Source organism: Candidatus Pelagisphaera phototrophica, assembly GCF_014529625.1.
GTDB lineage: Bacteria > Verrucomicrobiota > Verrucomicrobiia > Opitutales > Opitutaceae > Pelagisphaera > Pelagisphaera phototrophica.
On record NZ_CP076039.1, the window covers coordinates 850,705 to 868,202 of the forward strand.

Below are 17,498 nucleotides of genomic sequence, written 5' to 3' on the forward strand. Positions count from 1 at the left end.
GCTGAGCCATCAGGGTTTTAGGTATCGCTCAAATTCAGGTCGATTCTTCCACCCTTCGATATATGGAGCATATTCCTCGGAAACGGTCCAGTCGCGTCTACCGGGATGGTCCGGGTCGACCCGTCCCTCGGGATAGTCTTTCCCCTCGTAGCTTGATTGGACAGACTCGCTCCATTTCTCGAATTGCTTGTGCAGTCGCTGGGCGATGGAGGCTTCCTTTTGGTAGAGGTCGTTGATTTCCTTCGGATCCTTCGCGACGTTGAATAGATGGTAAACGCCCTTGTCCAAATCAGGGGCGACAAGTTTGTAATCGTTGTCGATGAAGGCCGCTTTTCTCAGGTGTCGAAACCCCATCGGTTTCTTACGTGGACCGAGTTCATTATCAAATAGAGTCCTGACGCTGACCCCGTCTTGGGGTTGAAGCATGCTGGATTCTGGTAGTCCCGCGATCTCGGCAATGGTGGGAAAGATATCCATGGTGGCTGTAGGATGGTTGGTGACACGGGCTCGCTTGATAACTGCGGGCCATTCGATGACGCAAGGTACGCGCAGTCCCCCTTCAAATACCGTATTTTTAAAACCTCGCAGTCCGCCAACCGTGTCGGGTTTGATTGCCCCCAGTCCCCCATTGTCACTATTGAACCAGAGCAGCGTGTTGTTGGCGATGTCCAGATCTCGGAGCCCTTTGCGTAGGGTGCCAATACTGCGATCCATGGCGACCATCTCACCGTAGTGGTTCCGGGACGCGTCCTCAAGATTGGGAAAGTGAGCATTGTCCTCTTCGCTGGCCATAAAAGGCGAATGGGGCGTGCCATACCAAATGACTGTAAAGGAAGGTTTTTCCGCCATGGCTTGTCGAGCGATGAACTCAAGAGCTTCGTCTACGATGATTTCAGAGGAGTCGCCTTCGAATTCTTCGAATGTGCCTTGGCGGCTCATGATGGGATCTCGGTCGAAGAAATTGGATACGGAGAGCCATTCGTCAAAACCAAAGGCGCCAGGACTCCGCGGATCCGAACCCAGGATGGGCGCCCCGGGGCCGCGAAAACCGTTGAGGTGCCATTTCCCAAAATGTCCGGTAGTGTAACCCGCCTTTTGCAAGGCCTGTGGTAGGGTCTTTTCCTGAAGCCGGAGGGGGAAGCCATGATCTTCGACACCGTTCCGGTTGTTGGTGCGTCCGGTCATTACAGTTGAACGAGTGGGGGAGCAGTTGGGCGCTCCGGCGTAGAATCGTTCGAATCGGAGGCCATTGGCGGCCATGGCATCGAGATGAGGCGTTTTAAGAACCGGATGGTTCATGTAGCCCATTTGCCCCCAGCCTTGGTCGTCGGTCATGACGAGTATGATATGGGGAGAGGGGTTAGCACCAAGGAGTAAGGCGGAAGGCACAAGAATTAAGAGAAAAAATAGGATTTTAGTTGAGTGCATGAGGTACTGGGAAGGGGAGGGCGATCGAGCCCCAGATTAATGACTTGTCACCAAGTCGGGTGGTTCTCTATCGAAAAGGCTATTGTTGCGCTGTAATCGAATTTAGCCACTTAATTGAATAGCCCGCGAGAGCTTTTTAGTGTTAGGGGAGGTCGTCCCGGTCCGCCGCGTCAGTTGAACTTAGCGAATCCGCCCGTTTGAGAATGGGCTCCAGGACGGATCGGGACGATCTCGCCCTACCTCGAGAGGTCGAAGCGTTTTGATTGAAACTCCAATGAAAGCGAATTTGTCCATGCGGATTTACTAGCTCATTACGTCTAGGTCGATAGCGATTATCTTTTCGTCATTACGCACCAAGAGAGTCTTCTTTGCAAAAGCCGGGTGGCTCCAGGCGACGCTTCGGGTTACGCCAGTACGAGATCACCCGCTACCTAGAAACACCTCGGGGATGGAGCTGAGAAGCTTTATTGGGGACTTTTAGGTGGTCGCAATTGATCGAAGGGATAGCTCTATCTTTTTGTTTCTGGTAAATTTCGAAATGACCGAATTCAAATTTTCCTAAAGTTTTGAAGGGGCAGACCGTATCACACTCGTATGATCAATAGCTCTAGACAAGAAGATGCGAAACGAAGTTTCCTCTATGCAGGTTTATTTAGGGGGTCCAAGTTGGTTGGGGATCTAGGATTTGCCATTCGAATGGTGATTCTTCTCCCTATGGTTTCTGTAGTGACCTTATCAGCTGCGGAGGTTACTCTTACGTGGAATGACAATGCTAGCAACGAGACGGGGTTTCGAGTAGAGCGTAGTACGGATGGGTCAAGCTTTTCGGTGCTGGGAACGGTCGCCGCGGATGTCACCGCCTATACTGATGAAACGGCACTGCCCTCCTCTACCTATTGGTACAGAGTAAGTGCATACAATGAATTTGGTAGTTCCGGTTATACAAACGTCGTTAACCATACTACCGAACCGGAAGTAAATACCGTGCCGACCATCGTTGGATTATCAAATCAGACCGTGGACGCTGACTCGGGTATATCGGGTCTGTTTCCGTTCAATATATACGATGAGGAAACCGCAGCGGATCAATTGCTGGTGAGTGTGATGGGCTCTAACGGATCTTTGATCCCGAGCCAGAACATTACTGTATCTGGAAGTGGAACGAATCGCAATATTTCCGTCGTGCCAGCTGCTGGATCGACTGGCTCATCCACTATTACAGTCTATGTGACGGATGGGGTGAATACTAGCAGCGATAGTTTTACCGTGACTGTTTCCCCAGTTGCGAGTTTTGTAGTGTCAGATCCGCCGAGCGGATCGACCTACCATCTCGGTGACAGCGTCACTATCGATCTTTCAGTTCTTGGGGGTGCGGATCTGGTAAGCGTCACCTATTTTCTGGAAGGGATTCCCGTAGCGGTGGTTGAGGAAGCGCCTTTTACTAGAAACATCGGGCTCCCTGTGACAGGCACGCTCGAATTTCATGTCGTTGCCCAGTTGAGCGATGGATCAGAGCTCTCCTCTCAGCCCGTACAAATAGACGTGCAGGATATGGTCGCTCCTTCGGGCCTGACCGTATCTAGTTTTCCTTGACGGGATCGGTCGCTTGAACAAATACCAGCGGAAGCTTTGCGAAAACTGCGTCAGCATCCGGATGCAGAAGTAGTGGCCCGTTCGTTGGAAGTGCTCCCCAAGGTCGAGGCTCGATCCGATATCTTCGCTCTATACCAGTCGGCATTGGATTTTCCAGGTGACCGGATGAAGGGGAGAGTGGCCTTCGGAAAGGCCTGCGCGCTTTGCCACCAAGGGCTGGATGGAGGTGGGCTGGTGTTTGGGCCCCTGTCGCTACGTTTAAATCGGCTGGGAAAGCGTCGATTCTCAGAAATATTCTGGACCCGAACCAAGAGGTGGCTCCCCAATATTAAGCTTTTCAATTTCGAATGAAAAACGGGGAAGCGTACATTGGAATGATTGGTTTCGAAAACAGGCAGAGTGTCACCCTTCGTTTGCTTGGTGGCGAGTCCAAGACTTTCCCCAGAACGGCCGTTCAAAGCATGACCGGTTTGGGCCGCTCTTTGATGCCGGAAGGGTTGGAGCATTCCTTATCGGTGGAGGAGATGGCTGACCTGCTTGCCTACTTCGTTCAATGAGGGAGAGCTGAGAGAGGCAGACTCTAAGTTTTAATGGAGAAGGGCAGTTCGCGATTGATCAATCGCCTTGCGTTCATGAGAGTGGACTCATGTCAGCCTACATTGTGGTTCGTGTAAATATGAGCAATCCTATCGCGTATGGACAATACATGCGCCACACGCCTCGATTAATCAATCGGTTTGGAGGACGTTTTATTGTTCGCGGAGGCGAGCTAGAGATGTTGGAGGGTGAAGAGGAAACGGTTCGATTGGCGGTGATCGAGTTTCCGTCTATGGATGATGCGAAACGTTTTTACCGATCGGAGGAGTACCAAGCGGTAAAGCACTTGCGTGAAGGGGCTGGAGAGGTGCAATCATATGCTATTGATGGATACGCGAAGGAGGAATGGGATAGTGCGTTGGAAGCCAGTAAATCTCTTAGCCTATGAAAAATTTGATTATCGGGATCATGGGCTCCGCCTTTAGCCTAGGCTTTCCAGTAATAGGAGAGACGAATACGCCGGTGGATTTGCCTAAGAAGGAAAATATCCATCTGTTTCTGCTCGCGGGCCCATCCAATATGGCCGGCCGGGGCATCATAGAAAAATCCGACAAGCTGCCTCACCCGCGAGTGTTGGCGTTGGACAAGGACGGGAAGTGGAGACTGGCTGTAGCCCCTATACATTTCGACAAAACGGTAACTGGGGTAGGATTGGCGACATCGTTTGCAGAGGCAATCGCTAAGAGGTATCCGAATGTCACAATCGGATTGGTACCTGCGGCCTGTGGAGGGTCAGCCATTTCTACCTGGGAACCCGGCGGATACCATAGCCAAACGAAATCCCACCCTTGGGATGACGCGATCGCTCGAGCTCGCGTAGCGATGAAAAATGGGGCATTGAAAGGCATTCTTTGGCATCAAGGGGAATCGGATGGAAAACCAGGACTCGCGAAGGCGTACGAGGGGAATTTGCAAGACTTGTTCCAGAGGTTTCGCACAGAGCTCAACGCCCCTGACGTCCCGATTGTTCTCGGTCAACTGGGACAGTTTCCTGCGAAACCTTGGGATGAGTACAGAGAGCAGGTCAACATCGCTCACATCGCCGTCTCCAAGAGAATGGAGGGGGTTGCGTTCGTGCCGTCTGACGGTTTGAATCCCAATAGTGACATTGTTCACTTCGATACGAGATCGCTCAGAATCTTCGGGAAGCGGTACGCCGAGGCCTATTTATAATTGGCAGATTAAAAATTTATAAGTATGAGTGAAACTGATACAGAAGAGAAACCTCGTATATTGGCCATTGGCGCCCATCCGGATGACTGCGATCTGAAGGCGGGAGGGTGCGCGATTCTGTGGGCCCAAACGGGTTCCGCGGTTCAATTTGTCTCAGTGACCAATGGCGATGCGGGGCATCATGAGCAATCGGGCAAGGAGCTGGCGGATCGTAGAAGGGTGGAAGCAAAAGCGGCCGGCAAGGTCGCTGGTATCGAGTATCAGGTCTTGGATAACCCGGATGGAAAACTCGTTCCGGGGTTAGAGGAGCGCTGGGAGTTGCTTCGGCTGATGCGCGAGTTTCAGCCGGACCTCATTCTAACACATCGCCCCAACGACTATCATCCTGATCATCGCTATACATCACAACTAGTTCAGGACTGTTCGTATTTAGTGGGCGTTCCGAATATCTGTCCGGATACACCTCGTTTAGAAAAAGCACCAGTTATCGCTTATTTTTCGGACGATTTTCAAAAGCCGTCGCCGTTTGAACCCGATGTAGCTGTGGATATCGATTCGGTCATGGATACTAAGATACGAATGCTGGATTGTCACGAGTCACAGTTTTACGAGTGGCTACCTTGGATTGACCGTCATGGAATAGAAATGCCGGCAGACCCCGATCGGCGGTTAGAAGCCCTCGCGCGATTTGCAAGAAGCTTCAGTCGCCCGAGCGAAAAAGCCCGCGATTTCCTCAAACGCCACTATGGCGACGGGCGAGGCGTCACTGTTGTCAACGCCGAGACGTTTGAAGCCTGTGAATATGGGGCTGAGATGGATGGAGATACAATTCGGCGATTGTTTCAGATTCCCCGGTAGCGGGCGATCTCCGAGCGCCCACAACAATACTGACTGATGGGGCGCTCGGAGATCGCCTGCTTGCTACCTGCTTCGTGCCCCTTTTTAGCTCTTAGCTACCTAGGCTTAACTTCTTTGGCCCAAGATTCGTGAAGCGTTTTAAAGTGGGCAACGAGCTCGGGTTTTTCGCTGGCGTAGTCTTTTACCTCTGGTTTCGCGTCGGCGAGGTTGTGGAGCGAATAAACCATTTCGCCGCTTTGACGGTTTTTCTTGGCGATAAGTTTCCAATCGCCTTCGCGTACGGCCCAATCCTCTCTCCAGTCGAAGTGTAGCACGGGATGCGGGGTGGGAGCGTTGGCGTTTTTAATAATGGTTAGCAGGCTATGCCCATCGAGACGGTTTCGGGGAGCGGGCAGATCGATGAGATCCATAAGGGTGGGCATCCAGTCCATAATTGTGATCGCTTGGTCGCGGGCGATTCCTTGAGGGAGCTCTTTGGGATAGCTGATGATCATAGGCACGCGTACGCCACCCTCCAAGAACGTCGCTTTATGACCGATCCATTTGCCCGTATAGCCGCCACCGCCATGAGCCAAGTAGTAGTGGCCGATTGGGTACCCGCTATTGTGGTAGCCAACGGTGATGCCTCTGTTGTTTTCTTCGGAATGGCCATTATCGCTGCTGAAAATGATGATCGTGTCTTCCCGTTGATCGGTTTCGTCGAGTTTCTGGAGGATTCGACCGATTTGCCGGTCGACGGTTTCCACGACCCGGGCGTAGGACTGGCGGGGCATTTCGAGATCGGGATAGGCTTGTTTGAGTTCCTGAAGCGGCTGCTCGGGGTAGTGGGGGAGGTTGAAGGCCACGGTCGCGAAAAAGGGAGCCTCTCGGTCTTCGCCGATGTATTCAACGGCTTCGTCAACTATCATGACCGGGAAATACTCGTTTCTTCGAAAGATTTCCTCGTTGTCGTCATAGAGATCGTGATACCCCTGACCATGTAGGAAGTAGTGAGTGTAATTGTCTATAAAGCCGGAGAGGTGGCCAAAGTGTTGGTCGAAGCCTTGGTCTAATGGGCCGTGACCGACCTTGGCTCCGAGATGCCATTTGCCAAAAAGCACGGTTTCGTAGCCGGCTTCCTTCAGAACCTCAGCGAGGGTGATTTCTGAAGGATCCATGTTGCCCAGGTGGGCGTCGCTTCCATTGCGGTCGCCCTGTAACCAGCTCTGCACTCCGCCTCGGTTGGGGTGGCGACCGGTGAGCAAAGCGGCTCGCGAAGGACAGCAAACCGTGTGGGCATAGGCTTGAGTGAAGCGGATACCCGTTTCCGCGAGCGAGTCCATGTGGGGCGTTTTAAGGTCCTTGGCTCCGTAGCAGTTCACATCGAGCGTGCCCTGGTCGTCGGTGAGGAGAATCAGGACATTTGGCATGCCGCTCGCGGTCACTGAAAATATTAGATTGAAAAATGAAAATTTTAAAATGGGAGATAGGAAATTCATTTTGATTACCTGAGGTTTTGTTTGGCCGTGATCAGTGATTTTCCGATAATGTTTCCTAGCGGCTACATTCTATTTTTCCTTAGGGGCTTCGGCCCACTCGTTGGCGGACGGTACGTTATTCAAGCTCTTCGGGAGAGTTGCTATCCATGCTCGGTGAAACCCTCCCAACTTTGCGAGGATCTCTGAATTTTGCTGGGCGAAATTGATCCTCTCCGAAGGATCAGTTCTCAAATTTCTCAGAAAAACGCCCTGCTCGAGCTCCACTTTCTCAACGGGTGCCGCTCCTTCCCCGTGGACGGTGTGCAATTTCCAGTCGCCTTGTCTGACTGACCATTCGTCTACTGTTTTCCAATGAAGCACATCATGTTGGAGTTCAGGTGTATTTCCTTTTAGGAGGGGAATAAGATCGATGCCATCTGCAAATTCGGGAACGTCCTCTCCGGCTACGGATAGCATGGTGGGAAGCAGGTCAAAGGCACTGACTACGTTATCAGAAATTCGGTCCTCCGGGAGACTGCCCGGTTGGCTGATGATTAGCGGGACGCGTGTGCCGCCTTCGTACAAGGTAAACTTGCTTCCTCTGAGAGGGGTGTTCTCTGCATAAATAGGACGGGATCCGCCGTTGTCCCCCATGTATATTATGAGCGTATTTTCCCGGATACCAAGTGCGTTTACGTGGTCCACTAGACGGCCCACTTCCTGGTCGAGGTAGTGAAGCTGTCCGAGGTAGTGAGCCCGGCCGTCTGGATTGTTGGGCCGACGGGAGCGGTAGTACCAGTCGAGGTAAGGTTCGGCGGCGGGATCCCAGTCATCGTAATCCTCTAGTCCATGTTTATTTAGATACTCTTGGGGTAACTGATGGGTGAAGTTGTGGACGGCATTGAAAGATAAATACAAGAAGAAGGGTTTTTCCTTATTTCTATTGATGAAGTCGCGGGCCTTATCCCCGAAGATCTCAGTACTCATTCCTTCCATATCGGCTTCTTTCTCTCCATCGCGAAAGGGTCCCATTCCCCAAGAATTGCTGGGTTCCGGGTTGTTCGCTCTAGCGGCATCGAAGGCGTCGATCGCGTCCTGATTGTGTGTCAAGTAATGGATACGAGCGTTCTCTGAACCAAAGAATTCGTCGAAGCCGTGCTCCAGAGGAAAGTTTCGCGTTCCGGGACCGTTGGGTGAGCCGTAGTGAACCTTGCCCACGTAGCCGTTGGTGTAGCCCGCCTTCTTTAACAGTTCAGCCATGGTCGGGTTTTCCCAGTCTGTGATACCCGGTCCACCGTACCATTGCATGCCGAAGCGTTGCTGATAGACCCCCGTTATGATGCCGCAGCGGGAGGTGTTGCAGATCGGCGAGGAGGCATAGGCGTGTCTGAAGCGAGTACCCTCGGAGGCCAAGCGATCGAGATTCGGCGTTGAGACATCGTCCCTGATTCCCATCGCCGAAAGGTCCGCATAGCCTTGGTCATCCGATATGATTAGAATGATGTTTGGTTTCTCCTCGGCAGAAACCGTTAGAGAAAAGGGCGATAGGGTTAGAGAGAGGAGACAGATGATTGAATGCTGCATAGAATCTTATTGCCTATGGGGCATGATATTTCTTGGTAAAGATAGGGTTGTATCAGTTTTTCAGTTATGGGTAAAGAATTGATCCTTCGAGGATACAGCAGTAACGTGAAAGTGCTCTCTGAATGGGATTTACCTGAGTATCTCGTGAGCTTAAAGGTAAGGCTGAATATCCTTATTGATCCGCTGTGACTTCCCTTTTACGACTGCTTAAGGATGAGCCGCCCTACCTTGGCACGGAAACTTCGCATTTGTCAGTTGCGCATCAGAAGTATCTAGTTAGTGGAGTCGCCCAGTCCTCGAAAATTGACGACCCCTATACCCGCGGCAACGAGCAACCCTCCGATGATCAAAGCGTTGGTTATGGGTTCCCCCAGCAGGAAGTGACTGATGACGACTCCCGAAATTGGGGATACAAAACCAAACACGCTCAATCTACTGGCATTGTATCGATGGAGCAGCAGGGTCCAAAAGATAAAGCACAATCCAGCGACTACCACACCTTGGTAGACGATGGAGAGCACTATTCTCGTATCCAAGTAGATGGAATCGAGGTCCTCAAAGATAAAACTTAGGACGAAAAATATGGGAACGCTGAGGGTCGCCTGCCAAAACAAAAGTCGAGCAGGGTGAATGGACTGAGTAAGTGTCTTTGTGAAAACTAGGCGAGCTCCCAGAAGAAATCCGCTAAGAATGACAATGGCGTCCCCGATAAGATAGTCCGTCGCTGAGGTCAGAAATCCTTCTCCGAAAATTACTAGGATACCCGCGAATGACAGAGACAAACCTGCGATTTTGTAGGAGTTGAGCCTATCTCCTGGGAGGAAAAAATGGGCAAGGAGCGTAACGAACAAAGGAGCCGTTAACACAAAAATCCCCGCGTGGGCGGCGAGAGTTAAATCGGTACCGGCGTGGAGGGTATAGATTTGAAGGACAAGTAGGATAAGAAGGAAGAAGAGAAGCTGTCGCTCCTTGCGATTGGGCTGGAGCGGGATGTGTGACCACAGCACCCAAGCCAGAACGGTCAACGCGCCCATGATGAACCGGACCCCAGCAAGCGCGAGAGGCGGGACTCCCTCCAGGGCGATCTTGATCGCGGGAGTATTCCCACCCCAAAGGATGCTGAGGATTATTGCAGCAACCGCCGCTTTGGCTGTAATGGAATGATTCAGCATGAGGTAGGTTGGGGCACCCTTTAGATCATTGGTCAGCCAAATGGAAAAGCGAGCCTCATTGTGGACTCATCTGTGTCTAGATTTTTCTGACTAAACGACAGTCTAGTATATTAATGGGGTTTGCTGCCCGCAGAAACTAGGATTTTTCACGGATGAGTAGGTCGTACTGTTTGAGAATTTCTTGCCAATTCCAGTTTTGCTCCGTCGTTGAGAAATTGTTAGTTTGGCGTTTTCGTGATGGCTCTAAATTCTCGAGTGAGTCGAACAACGATTTAGGGATGATCGTTCCAGAGGTCATTAGCTTCGCTGGGATCGTTTTCTAAGTCGAACAAGTAACCTCACCCCTATTGGGGTCGAACGAGATCTCCGCCTTGCCCGAATACGATTTTCCATTTTCAAGAACGCAGCGCGTAGGTCGAGTTGGAGTGATGAATGATTTTGGGTCGATGGTCTATGGGTTGGCCGAGCAGGGCGGGGAGCAGAGTGAAGCTGTTCTCGCCGTATCCTTCTGGTAGGTCTGCGCCCAAGAGATCGGCAAACGTGGCGAGCAGATCAGTGAAGTAAAAGGCGTATTCGCTGGTTGTATTAGGGGCAATTTTCCCGGGCCAACGAGCGACGAACGGAACCCGGTGGCCAACACTCCTAGACCCGTCCTTTCTTGCCGTGCCAGCCACCCATCGATTTGTGTCTATTGGTAATCTTTGCAGTGCCCTCCGGCTTGCCGAATTCGAGGGAGCCCAAGAGAGGGCCGTTTTCGTTGGTGACAATGACGAGCGTATTTTCCCCTATTCTCAGCTGGTCTAGCGTATCCATTATTCTCCCGGTTACCCAATCGACAAGCCAGACCAATTCAGAAGAGCAATCGATTGATCATCAACACTCGAGCGAGGCTTACTCTATGTATCTGGATAATAATTACGTTGCGATCTTTCTGAACCAGAAGGGAGCAGAATCGTTTCTCTTGAATTGAATGGGCAGTCAGTGCTTCCGGACAAGCGTTAGTTTGTCGCCAAACCCTCATTTCTTGCTCAGGGAGGGGACTTGTACACATCTTTCGCCGAAACTGAAGGATGTTGAATCCCTTGGGCAAGTTGCCGAAATTATGATCGACTATTTTGGTGAACATCAAGTGGTTCCTGTTCCCAAGCACGGTCGGTAATTGGATATATCCAGGTGAGACCCCTATTGTTGAAGGTGTCTCTCGATGATCTCATATAGCTCTGGTCGTTTGAATTTCATTTCTTCTACCGTTAGACCTTCGAGAGAATGTGGGTACTTTAACCAGGAGCTGGTTTCATGTATGAAATAGTCTGGTACCCTTTCTGTGAGATTGCGATGCGGTTTATAGTAGGGCACGGCTACCCGAATATCTTGGGGAGTGTTCAAGCGAGCTCTTTTCTGCAGTTCATTCACGATAGCCTCGATCGATCGACCGCTGTCAAAGACGTCGTCTACAATCAACAGGCTGTCCTGCTGTTGAATATTCTTAACCAGATAGTTTAATCCGGAGACATTAACCTCTCGCTTTTGCTCATCAATGCCACAAGAATACGCAGATGTGCGGATTGCAATATTGTCCGTTTCAACTCCGTGATAGCTGAGGTACTCTTGTACTGCCATGCCGATCGGCACGCCGCCACGCCAGACCGCGACCATGAACGTAGGTCTAAAGCCGCTCTCGAGGATTTTTGCTCCTAGTTTCCAGGAATCCTCTAGCAAGCCGTTTGCTGTTAAGTAGAGTTTCTCGCTCATTTTCCTGCTATATGCGACAATGTAAAAAGTGAATCGCCAATCGGCAATTTATTGATTCTCTTGGAGGAAGATGAAAAAGCATTTTCTCGATGAAGCAACAATCATAAAGGACTCGTACCATCTAGGAGTGCAAGTATTTGATAGCGGATTCAGGCCTACCTTCATTGTTGGACTATGGCGAGGCGGTAGTGCGATTGGGATTTACGTCCAGGAGTGTTTGCAAACTCTGGGAGTCGAGACTAATCACATTTCCTTGCGGACGTCCTATCGAGGAATGGCCTCGTATCAGATTATGATTAATTCTCCCGAGAATATTCGGGTTCACGGCACTCAGTATCTACTCGAGAACCTTAATGCAGATGACCGTTTGTTAATCGTAGATGACGTTTGTAGCTCAGGCCATAGCATCCAGGCAGTGAAGTCACGTTTGGAAAAGTCGCTCAAGCGCAATTATCCTCAGGAAGTTCACACTGCCGTTTTATGGCGTCGACCGAGGTTCAAAAAAAACGATAATCGAATTGATTACTTTTTGCACACGACGGAGGAATGGCTGGTGTTTCCGTATGAGCTCAAAGGCCTGACACATGAGGAAATTGAAAAATACAAACCGGCAGTTGCACCGTTGATTCGTAGGAGCTGAACACTTTAGCTCTGCTGTTTTCCCGAAGCGTGCTCAGCTTTCTATCTGCCAAATTCGATAGCTTTCTCGGATCGAGTTGACAACACCGCTGTGGTTTCCCGTTTGTATCCACAATTAAGTCGAATGGTTCAGTGTCAGATATATCTATCCCATAGTTTCTGAAGTATTGGCCTTGTGTGCGCTCGGCTTGGTTTTGGGTGCTGGTAATCGTTTCGACGGTAGATGCAGGACCCTCTTCTTTTTGTCCAGATTGATGGATATCGTCCTAGACTCGTTTTGCCGCAATGTCCGAATCAACGGTCAAAAACACGCGAAAAATGGCGTGTATCCATTAGAATCCCGGGCGTGCATCAAGTACGAGCTCGCTCCCTCGCCGAGTCGTTGGATAAGGGCACCGATTTCCCTGCCGATAATGGGCTGCTTCCTAGCGTAGTCGTTGAGCTTATCAATGCCCATACCGTATTGGTTGGCAATATTCCGAAAGAAGCCGCCAGCCCTAAATCTTCGATATTCCGAGGTATCGGCGATTTCGGGCAGCGATGCTTGCTCGCAAAACGCCTGGTTCAATCGGGCGTGCGGTTCGTCGAGGTATCCCACAATTTAAACTTTATCTATGGAACGGAGTGGGATACTCACAAACAAGGGTAGTTAATCCAGCACGGACGGATCAGGGAGTTGGACATTGCCTTCGCTTCCCAGCCCTAGATTTGGAAGCTCATAATTTGTTGGACCGAACCCTCATTGTAATCGGTACGGAATTCGGACGGCCTCCGGGATTTGGCAATGAGGGCGGTCGAGGTCACAAGGCGCAAACCTTCAGCATTGTGCTGGCTGCGGGAGGATTGAACCACAAGGGAGTCATTGGCGAGACAGACGAGCTCGTTGAATTACTGTCGAAACTCGCAATAAACCTTTACGAGTTCGATTACGTGGAATGTTGAGAGTGGGTTTGACCCAGCCCAGCTAGTTCTCTGCTTTGATGCGTCCGAATAGGGCACCAGGGCTATCCGGGTGTGTGTAGTTGAGCATTTGTATACCATCTGAGTTTGGGGAGATGGAGTTAACGGCGTTCCAGCTACCTGGGGACAGATCATTGCTTACTTCTAGGGTGTACGTGAGCCCAGCAACTCCCGGGAATGTAATTTCTAAAAAGCCGTTATCTGCATTGGTGGGGGTGGAACTGAAGAATGAGCGAGGATCGGTTGGATCGGTGCCGACTATGTACTCCTCGAAATCTGTATTTGAATCCCCATCATAGTTGCCTGTTCCTCCTTCGGACGTAGTTAGGTTTTTAAAAAAATTGAGTTCCCATTGATCTGGGAGCTGGTCGTTGTCGGAGTCGTTGGAGACGCTGGAGAGGCTGAGGCTTTTGAAAATCGTATCGCAGAAATTGGTATCATTTTGGGAAGATACGGCTAACCCAACGTGGACCTCCTCGCTCAATGTGATAGTCTGCTCGGACAGGGTAGTCCAATTCTCGGCGTCATTGGAATAGGATCCGGTGATCACGTCTCCCTGGCGTTCGAGCTTTAGCCAGTAGGACCCAGAAAGAATGCTCTTGATGGTGGCACCGGTACTCCCGTTCATGGAGGAGCGGTGTTCGAATCTGGCCTGGCCGTCTTCAGTCAGCAACATCGATGCGTGTTTGGAACCCGTATCCAAGGTTTCCCGAATCATGAGGCCTGCTTTCGAGTCGCCTCGTTGCAGAATGGCGTCGACGTGGACGATGATAGATCCGTCTCCGGTGAGAGGCGCGTACATGTAGTGAAACTCATCGGCGATGCCGCCGATGCCCGAACCAGAACCGCAAACTGTGAACGTCCCATCTGCATGGACGGTTGTGCCGGGGAGGCCTACGCTACCGACGTCCTGACTCTCCCAAATCGATGGCATTTTATTGGGCGTGTATGCGAGAGTGGAGACTTGGTCTCGGTAGATCTCCCCAGTGGAAGTGAGCTGGCCATTCTCGAAAAAGTCTCCGGTTCCGGTGAGGGGTTGAAAATAGGCATAGCGTTCGACGTAGCCGATGGACTCCAGGTAGGGTAGGGCCAACTGCAGAAATTCATTTTGAATATCCGTAGCTCGATTGATGTTAGCGTTGAACTCGGTAATCCAGAGTGGCCTGCGATGCCTATGGTAGGCATTACTCAAGTAGCGCTTGAAGCGACGAAAGATTTGGCTGGCGGGAACCGTCGGGTTAGCTTTCGGTTGACTTTCCCAGTCGTACCAATGAAGCGCAACAAAATCGATGCGTACATCGGCTGCCTCGGCCTGAGTCATGAACTGGTTGAGCCAGCCGTTCGTGTTCTGCGCCCCTTCCTCTCGCGTTGCTGGAGATCCGAGGCGGAGGCCGACTTTCTGTAGGTTCTTGTAGAAGTCGACGGCGGTAGGAACATTGCAGAGCTTGGGATCGCCGTACTGTCCGCTTTGATCGAAGCAGTTGTCTGATTCGTTGAAACCTAGGAGGTGCGTGACCTGATCCATGGCGAGGTAGTCAGGCAGGGCTTCGTCTCTGGCCCCTCCGGCTCCCCAACTCATGGGAACGTATTCGCGCTCTCCCAAGGCCTGGCCCTCGCCAACATCGCGGCTCCATCGGTAGTACCAAGAAGCGTCGACACTAGGTTCATCGCTTAGATCGCCACCAGTACCTTTCTTATTGGTGGATCTCCAAGGCACTAATCGGATGAATGAAACGGCGTTGTCCAGCTCCTCAGGAAGAGCACTTACAATCAGATCTTCTTGATGGGCGATGTAGCTTCTACCGGGACCCAAGCCGCTGCCTAAGTCGGAGAAAACCGCCATGTGACCCGCTTCCAGACGGAAGGAAGAAATTCTGTCGTTCAAACCGTTGGGGATTTCGGAATCGCCGTAGATGGAATACCGCAGGGGAATGGGGGTTCCGATTCCCCCCAGATCAGTCTGATCGTAGACGGTCAACGGAGAGGCGATGGCGCAAAGTGGAAGCAGAAAAGGGAACAGGGGAGCGAGTCTAAACATAAAACAACTAAACTTGCACATTGCTTGTACGCTTTAGCCAGAAAAATCTGGATAATCGAAGGTTTCAAGTGGTTCACGCCTAGGCCGTTTTTATCAGGAATGTGCTGTAGAGCAACCCCGGGCCCATTGAATAAAATACTTATTCACAGAAGGTTCTTAAAATCTTGGAAACGCAGCAGGAAAGAAAATGGGATAATAATTCATGAAATCGAAACAAATATCTAATTCCTTGCTGTTTCAATTTAAGCCAAACGGCATATGCTTAGTTTTTGAAGAACCTGAAAAAAGCACAGTATGCGATTGAACGCAGTACTTTTAAAAGACAGAGGAAGTCATTACGGAATGGGTCTGAAAAGGCTCTCGTTAGAGAACCCAGCGAGGAAAGTGAGGAGGGCAGGGGATTCGGAATTCAGTCGCTCCGATTGGATTGTTCCCCCATCTGGGAGGAATGTCCTCGCTGAGTTACTTTGATTTTGGCTTCGAGAGGGTATCAGTCGTGCGGATGGGGCATCCAGTCGGTAAAGATACCTATGGCATTGCGGGTGGCTTCCAGTTGATTCCATTCTACTACACCCACGCGGTTAGCCCAGGCGTGGTATTTTTCCACTAATTCGGCCCGAGTCTCTGGATACGCATTGGCTAGGTCATTGGTTTCGCAGCGGTCTAGGTCCATATCGTAGAGCTCCCATTGTTCCCGGTCCCAGCGCTTGACGAGTTTCCATTTTCCATCGCGATAGGCGCAATTCCCTTCGTGCTCCCAGGCCAAGGGAGGACGATTCTGGTCATGGCTGTTGAATGTGTTTTTCAAACTGCTTCCCTCCACTGGAAAAATGGGAAGTCCGTCTCGTTCCTGGGGCCAGTCAAGTCCAGAAACATCGACAATGGTAGCCATGATATCCATCAATTGACCCGTTTGATGGCGCAGCTTCCCTCGATCGGAAATTCCGTCTGGCCAATGTACGATCAATGGGGTGGCAATCCCACCTTCGTGAACGAAGTGTTTGTATTCACGGAAGGGAGCGTTGGAAAGATTGGCCCAGGCCACGCCATAACTCTGAAAAGTTGTCTCGTCTCCTGGCGGGACGGTGGGGTCGTTGCCATGTTTCATTAAGAGCCCGTCGCGGGTGCGGGCTCTGCAGGTGAGCGGTTTGGCCCGTCCTTCCCCGGCATGCTTTTCGTAGGGGTAGAAGGTTTCGAAAATCTCCTCAGCGCAAGCACCATTGTCGGATAGAAAAAAGATCAAGGTGTTGTCGAGTTCGCCCTTGGCCTCGACGGTATCCAGAATCCGGCCGATTCCCTGGTCCATTGAGCTGACCTGTGCCGCATAAACCTCCATTCGGCGTTCCTGCCAAGCCTTGTGCAATGAATCCTCCCAAGCAGGTTGAGTCGAATCGCGCTGGGTGAGCTCTGTATCCGGACGAACGATACCTATCTCAATCATTCGTTTTAGCCGTTGCTCCCGCAGTCGGTCCCATCCGCTGGAGTATCGGCCCTTGTTCTTTTTAATTTCCTCTGGGCGGGCATGCAAAGGCCAATGCGGCGCGGTATACGAAGCGAACAAGAAGAAGGGCTGTTCGGATTTTTGATTACAGTGGTCTTCTATGAGTCCGCAGGCATTCTTGGTAATGTCGTCCGTGAAATAGTAGTCTCCATCCTGAGGAGGATCTATGGATTCGTTGTCTCGAGCCAGGGTGGGCGGATCGAAGTAACTGGCTGCTCCGCCGATGATCCCATAACTCCGGTCAAAGCCTCGCGCGCGGGGCCAGTTCGAACGATCTCCGTCTTTTGCAAGCTGCTGTTTGCAAACGTGCCACTTGCCGGACAAATAAGTGCCATAGTTTCCTTGTTTCAATACTTCGGCGATGGTTACGCACTGTTTAGACAGGTCCCCACGATAACCGTCGATGTCATCGTCGAAATGCGCCATGTGACCCATGCCCACCTGATGTGGATTCATACCGGTCAAGAGGCTGGCTCTTGTTGGACAGCAACGTGCTGTATTGTAAAACTGGGTATATCGCAAACCTTGCGATGCGAGGCGATCCAAGTTGGGTGTATCGATTTCGCCGCCGTAGCATCCGATGTCAGAGTAACCCATATCATCAGCCAAAATGAGAATAATATTGGGCTTTTTCATCGCGATTTAGAACCACCTATCGGGACGAGGTCTTCGCCAGCGAAGCACCCATGGGGAACGAAGCTATCAGACCTGAAGCAGGGGAGCATTTTGAATCTTAGGGTCCTTTG

Annotated in this window: 16 protein-coding genes and 1 pseudogene; 8 read left to right on the top strand and 9 right to left on the bottom strand. The window is 51.1% G+C overall.

Going from position 1 to position 17,498, the window contains the following annotated elements:
• Nucleotides 1-9: 9 nt before the first annotated feature.
• Nucleotides 10-1,428: a sulfatase family protein gene (locus GA004_RS03790; RefSeq protein ID WP_283395967.1), complete on the bottom strand. Its 1,419-nt coding sequence runs from the start codon at nt 1,426-1,428 to the stop codon at nt 10-12.
• Between the two features lie 594 nt (nt 1,429-2,022).
• On the opposite strand from GA004_RS03790, the gene GA004_RS03795 reads away from it, so the two are divergent.
• From GA004_RS03795 to GA004_RS03820, 6 genes are all read left to right on the top strand, one after another.
• Nucleotides 2,023-3,021, top strand: a complete 999-nt coding sequence (locus GA004_RS03795) for a fibronectin type III domain-containing protein (protein WP_283395968.1) — start codon at nt 2,023-2,025, stop codon at nt 3,019-3,021.
• Between the two features lie 36 nt (nt 3,022-3,057).
• Nucleotides 3,058-3,372: a hypothetical protein gene (locus tag GA004_RS03800; protein WP_283395969.1), complete on the top strand. Its 315-nt coding sequence runs from the start codon at nt 3,058-3,060 to the stop codon at nt 3,370-3,372.
• The gene (locus tag GA004_RS03805; protein ID WP_283395970.1) at nt 3,369-3,578 is read left to right on the top strand and encodes a hypothetical protein; all 210 of its coding nucleotides are present in this window, start codon (nt 3,369-3,371) and stop codon (nt 3,576-3,578) included. Before GA004_RS03800 ends, GA004_RS03805 begins: the two co-directional genes overlap by 4 nt.
• Nucleotides 3,579-3,667: 89 nt before the next feature.
• Nucleotides 3,668-4,006, top strand: a complete 339-nt coding sequence (locus GA004_RS03810) for a DUF1330 domain-containing protein (protein WP_283395971.1) — start codon at nt 3,668-3,670, stop codon at nt 4,004-4,006.
• A complete protein-coding gene (locus GA004_RS03815) occupies nt 4,003-4,791 on the top strand; it encodes a sialate O-acetylesterase (protein WP_283395972.1) in 789 nt (262 codons plus the stop codon). Before GA004_RS03810 ends, GA004_RS03815 begins: the two co-directional genes overlap by 4 nt.
• A 24-nt stretch (nt 4,792-4,815) precedes the next feature.
• The gene (locus GA004_RS03820) at nt 4,816-5,649 is read left to right on the top strand and encodes a PIG-L deacetylase family protein (RefSeq protein ID WP_283395973.1); all 834 of its coding nucleotides are present in this window, start codon (nt 4,816-4,818) and stop codon (nt 5,647-5,649) included.
• Nucleotides 5,650-5,744: 95 nt separating this feature from the next.
• Here the strand turns inward: GA004_RS03820 and GA004_RS03825 are convergent, their stop codons facing one another.
• The 6 genes from GA004_RS03825 to GA004_RS03850 all read right to left on the bottom strand — a co-directional run bounded on the left by GA004_RS03825 (nt 5,745) and on the right by GA004_RS03850 (nt 11,614).
• A complete protein-coding gene (locus tag GA004_RS03825) occupies nt 5,745-7,127 on the bottom strand; it encodes a sulfatase-like hydrolase/transferase (protein WP_283395974.1) in 1,383 nt (460 codons plus the stop codon).
• 69 nt (nt 7,128-7,196) lie between these two features.
• The gene (locus GA004_RS03830; RefSeq protein ID WP_283395975.1) at nt 7,197-8,690 is read right to left on the bottom strand and encodes a sulfatase family protein; all 1,494 of its coding nucleotides are present in this window, start codon (nt 8,688-8,690) and stop codon (nt 7,197-7,199) included.
• Nucleotides 8,691-8,962: 272 nt separating this feature from the next.
• Nucleotides 8,963-9,862, bottom strand: coding sequence for a DMT family transporter (locus tag GA004_RS03835; RefSeq protein WP_283395976.1), 900 nt, complete (start codon nt 9,860-9,862; stop codon nt 8,963-8,965).
• 395 nt (nt 9,863-10,257) lie between these two features.
• The gene (locus tag GA004_RS03840) at nt 10,258-10,536 is read right to left on the bottom strand and encodes a hypothetical protein (RefSeq protein ID WP_283395977.1); all 279 of its coding nucleotides are present in this window, start codon (nt 10,534-10,536) and stop codon (nt 10,258-10,260) included.
• Nucleotides 10,505-10,675: a hypothetical protein gene (locus GA004_RS03845; RefSeq protein ID WP_283395978.1), complete on the bottom strand. Its 171-nt coding sequence runs from the start codon at nt 10,673-10,675 to the stop codon at nt 10,505-10,507. The genes GA004_RS03840 and GA004_RS03845 overlap by 32 nt, the downstream gene beginning before the upstream one ends.
• A gap of 369 nt (nt 10,676-11,044) precedes the next feature.
• Entirely contained in the window at nt 11,045-11,614 is a 570-nt protein-coding gene (locus tag GA004_RS03850; RefSeq protein WP_283395979.1) for a phosphoribosyltransferase, read from the bottom strand.
• A 70-nt stretch (nt 11,615-11,684) separates the two neighbouring features.
• Between GA004_RS03850 and GA004_RS03855 the strand changes: the two genes are divergently transcribed.
• Nucleotides 11,685-12,254 carry a phosphoribosyltransferase gene (locus GA004_RS03855; RefSeq protein ID WP_283395980.1) on the top strand — a complete coding sequence of 190 codons (570 nt, stop codon included), beginning with the start codon at nt 11,685-11,687 and terminating at the stop codon, nt 12,252-12,254.
• Nucleotides 12,255-12,779: 525 nt separating this feature from the next.
• Nucleotides 12,780-13,135 (top strand): annotated as a pseudogene (locus GA004_RS18115) (DUF1501 domain-containing protein); the annotation flags it as partial.
• Between the two features lie 82 nt (nt 13,136-13,217).
• On the opposite strand, the gene GA004_RS03870 reads toward GA004_RS18115, so the two are convergent.
• Both GA004_RS03870 and GA004_RS03875 read right to left on the bottom strand, forming a co-directional pair.
• The gene (locus GA004_RS03870; protein WP_283395983.1) at nt 13,218-15,251 is read right to left on the bottom strand and encodes a glycosyl hydrolase; all 2,034 of its coding nucleotides are present in this window, start codon (nt 15,249-15,251) and stop codon (nt 13,218-13,220) included.
• Between the two features lie 490 nt (nt 15,252-15,741).
• Complete coding sequence (locus GA004_RS03875) at nt 15,742-17,388, bottom strand: arylsulfatase (RefSeq protein WP_283395984.1); 1,647 nt, start codon at nt 17,386-17,388, stop codon at nt 15,742-15,744.
• Nucleotides 17,389-17,498: the final 110 nt, after the last annotated feature.

Bases quoted from the DNA above. Each gene is read 5' to 3' on its own strand.
- GA004_RS03820 (WP_283395973.1), top strand. From the start codon at position 4,816: ATGAGTGAAACTGATACAGAAGAGAAACCTCGTATATTGGCCATTGGC.
- GA004_RS03830 (WP_283395975.1), bottom strand. From the start codon at position 8,690: ATGCAGCATTCAATCATCTGTCTCCTCTCTCTAACCCTATCGCCCTTT.
- GA004_RS03825 (WP_283395974.1), bottom strand. From the start codon at position 7,127: ATGAATTTCCTATCTCCCATTTTAAAATTTTCATTTTTCAATCTAATA.
- GA004_RS03855 (WP_283395980.1), top strand. From the start codon at position 11,685: ATGAAAAAGCATTTTCTCGATGAAGCAACAATCATAAAGGACTCGTAC.
- GA004_RS03790 (WP_283395967.1), bottom strand. From the start codon at position 1,428: ATGCACTCAACTAAAATCCTATTTTTTCTCTTAATTCTTGTGCCTTCC.
- GA004_RS03795 (WP_283395968.1), top strand. From the start codon at position 2,023: ATGATCAATAGCTCTAGACAAGAAGATGCGAAACGAAGTTTCCTCTAT.
- GA004_RS03805 (WP_283395970.1), top strand. From the start codon at position 3,369: ATGAAAAACGGGGAAGCGTACATTGGAATGATTGGTTTCGAAAACAGG.
- GA004_RS03870 (WP_283395983.1), bottom strand. From the start codon at position 15,251: ATGTTTAGACTCGCTCCCCTGTTCCCTTTTCTGCTTCCACTTTGCGCC.
- GA004_RS03850 (WP_283395979.1), bottom strand. From the start codon at position 11,614: ATGAGCGAGAAACTCTACTTAACAGCAAACGGCTTGCTAGAGGATTCC.
- GA004_RS03815 (WP_283395972.1), top strand. From the start codon at position 4,003: ATGAAAAATTTGATTATCGGGATCATGGGCTCCGCCTTTAGCCTAGGC.
- GA004_RS03875 (WP_283395984.1), bottom strand. From the start codon at position 17,388: ATGAAAAAGCCCAATATTATTCTCATTTTGGCTGATGATATGGGTTAC.
- GA004_RS03845 (WP_283395978.1), bottom strand. From the start codon at position 10,675: ATGGATACGCTAGACCAGCTGAGAATAGGGGAAAATACGCTCGTCATT.
- GA004_RS03835 (WP_283395976.1), bottom strand. From the start codon at position 9,862: ATGCTGAATCATTCCATTACAGCCAAAGCGGCGGTTGCTGCAATAATC.
- GA004_RS03810 (WP_283395971.1), top strand. From the start codon at position 3,668: ATGTCAGCCTACATTGTGGTTCGTGTAAATATGAGCAATCCTATCGCG.